General features: G+C 65.5%; 2 protein-coding genes and 1 pseudogene. All 3 read right to left on the bottom strand.

From position 1 onward, the window contains the following. Positions 1-93: 93 nt before the first annotated feature. Positions 94-711 (bottom strand): hypothetical protein, encoded by a 618-nt coding sequence (locus POM99_RS22215; protein WP_277280996.1) that lies wholly within the window; start codon positions 709-711, stop codon positions 94-96. Between the two features lie 17 nt (positions 712-728). Beyond that, a complete protein-coding gene (locus tag POM99_RS22210; protein WP_277280995.1) occupies positions 729-2,060 on the bottom strand; it encodes an amidase family protein in 1,332 nt (443 codons plus the stop codon). Between the two features lie 45 nt (positions 2,061-2,105). Next, positions 2,106-2,360 (bottom strand): annotated as a pseudogene (locus tag POM99_RS22205) (oxidoreductase dimerization domain-containing protein); the annotation flags it as partial. Positions 2,361-2,482 lie beyond the last annotated feature (122 nt).

Genomic DNA, 2,482 nt, shown 5'->3' with positions numbered 1-2,482 from the left:
ACCAGCGCACCGCCCACAGGATCACATCACCCTGGAAATGGCGCCACTTGAAATCCGTCATCGTTCCGTCCGTCCAATCTCCGCCAAGCATGCTCAAGCTTCACGATTTTTGCAACAGAGCCCTCCGATCAACGCAATGAGGGCGAATAAGACCACGAACGGGTTGTGGGCATCCTCACGCGTTTGCAGGTCCATGATGTGCAATCCCCACATGACGTCATAGAACCGCCACCACCGCGTGCGCACAGCTTCGATCTCGCCGCTACCGCGATTGATGTAGACGTGAGTGCCGTCAACCAGCGAGACTTGCCAGGTCGCGACGGGCTTGCGAAGCTCGAGCGGGGGGGTGCGAGCCGAAAAGGCACGCACGGCGTCCACCTGGTCGCCTCCCCTGATGTCGCTGGCAGCTATCGCGCGCGCTTCGGCAACGTCGACGTTCAGCGGCGCGCCGGTGCCGGTGGCATAGCGCTGCAGCGATCCATCGGCGCGCGTGACCAGCGTCACCGGTCGCCCTCGCTGAACGAAGCTGCGTATTTCGACGACTTGTGAATTGCCCGGCAGCGGCTGGGGCGGGAGCTTGATCCGCAAGTGCTCGCCGCGCACCTCCTCGATCGGGCGCGCGACCATCGCGATACCGCTCAGCATCCACAGCAGCAACGGCACGGCGATCAGCCAGCCGAGCCAGATGTGCCACCGCGCGAACCGCGCCATCCAGCGGGATGCCACCATCAGGCGCCGAGCAGGTCGCCGATTGCGCCGGCCGCCGCGATGCAGTCCAGGTCGCTCCATTCGGCGCCCATCACCTGCATTCCGCACGGCAGACCGCCGCTCTCCCCGACCGGAACGACCGTTGAAGGGAGGTTGGGGAATGTCGCGACCCCCGCCCAGGCGAGCGCATCGGCAAATGCGCTGTCCTTGCCGTTGATGGCGATCCGCCGTGCGCCGATCGGCGTGTCGTCATGAGGGTAGGCGACGAAGGGCAGGGGCGGGGCGAGCACGAAGTCATATTCCGCGAACAGTTCGGCCCATGCATACTGGTTGCGCGCCTGGGTATCGAGCAACAGGTAGTAATCGGCCAAGCTGATCGTCTGGCCGCCCGGCCCGGGTTGCCCGCGCGCCATTTCCAGGGTGTTGAGCAGGCGCATATAGTTGGTGTGCTGTTCGGCGAGATCAGGCAGCAGCTCGCTCGACCGGTCGATCCGCGCCCCGGCACGCTCGACCTCGGTCAGCGCGGCTTCGATCGGATCGCGGACCGAGGCGTCGATCTCACTGGCAGGATGGTCGAGCACCGCCAGGAAGCGCATGTCGCTCAAGCCTTTCTCTCGCCGTGGCAGGGGACGTTCTGCAGTCACTTCCAGCAACAGCGCCAGGTCGTCAGCGGAACGCGCCAGCGGCCCGGTGACCGATAACGGACCATAGTGCATGTCCTGCCCGCCCGCCACCGGGTGTCCATGGCCCCGACGGCTGACCAGCCCGAACGTGGTCTTGTGTCCGAAGATGCCGTTGAAGTGAGCGGGATTGCGGATCGAACTGCCGATGTCGCTGCCGTATTCGGCCGGCACCATTCCGGTCGCCACGGCAACCGCCGAACCGCCAGAGGATCCTCCGGCAACCCGGCTGTGATCGTGCGGGTTGTTGGTGCGCCCGTAAACCGGGTTGTTGCTTTGCATATCGGCCAGGTCGGGCGGCACGTTGGTCTTGCCCAGGATGATCGCGCCGGCGTCTTGCAGCAGCGTGACGACGCGCGCGTCGCGGCGAGCAAGCTGGTCCTTGAATTGCAGATGCCCCCACGTGGTCGGCAGCCCGGCGACGTCGAAGCTTTCCTTCACCGTCATGGGCACGCCGAACAGCGGCCGATCCAAGTGAGCCTGGCCGTCCATTGCGCTGGCGGTCCGTCGCGCCCGGTCGAAATCGCGCACGACCACGGCGTTGAGCGGGCCATCCAGCGCCTCGATGCGGGCAATGGCGGCGTCGACCGCCTCCAGCGGCGACAGCGCGCCCGAACGGATTTGGGCCGCGACCTCGATCGCACCCGGCTCACTGGTCAGCTTCGGAATCATACGCTCTCCCTCAAGGGCATGGGATGCGCGCGCGACGCCGCTGCGTCAAGTATGGATCGGCTTCCCTTGAACGCCCATGGCCGCTTCCTTGATCGCCTCGGCGTGTGTGGGGTGCGCGTGGCAGGTATATGCGATATCTTCGCTGGTGGCACCGAACTCCATCGCGATGGCCGCTTCGGCGATCATCGTGCCGGCAACGCTGGCGATGCACCAGATGCCGAGCACCCGATCCGTCGCCGCATCGGCAATGACTTTCACAAAGCCGTCGGGTTCGTGATTGGTCTTGGCGCGGCTGTTGGCGGCTCTGTTGCAAAGATTGGCGGCAGTCAGAGGTAGGCTGTCGCTCTGCGCCGATCAGGCGGCTGCTGCGAAATGGTGGTTGAGCATGCCCATGGCCTCCGTCAGCGCCGAGGGCCCAATGC

Source organism: Novosphingobium cyanobacteriorum (assembly GCF_029436685.1).
GTDB lineage: Bacteria > Pseudomonadota > Alphaproteobacteria > Sphingomonadales > Sphingomonadaceae > Novosphingobium > Novosphingobium cyanobacteriorum.
This window is presented reverse-complemented; position numbering and strand designations above follow the sequence as displayed.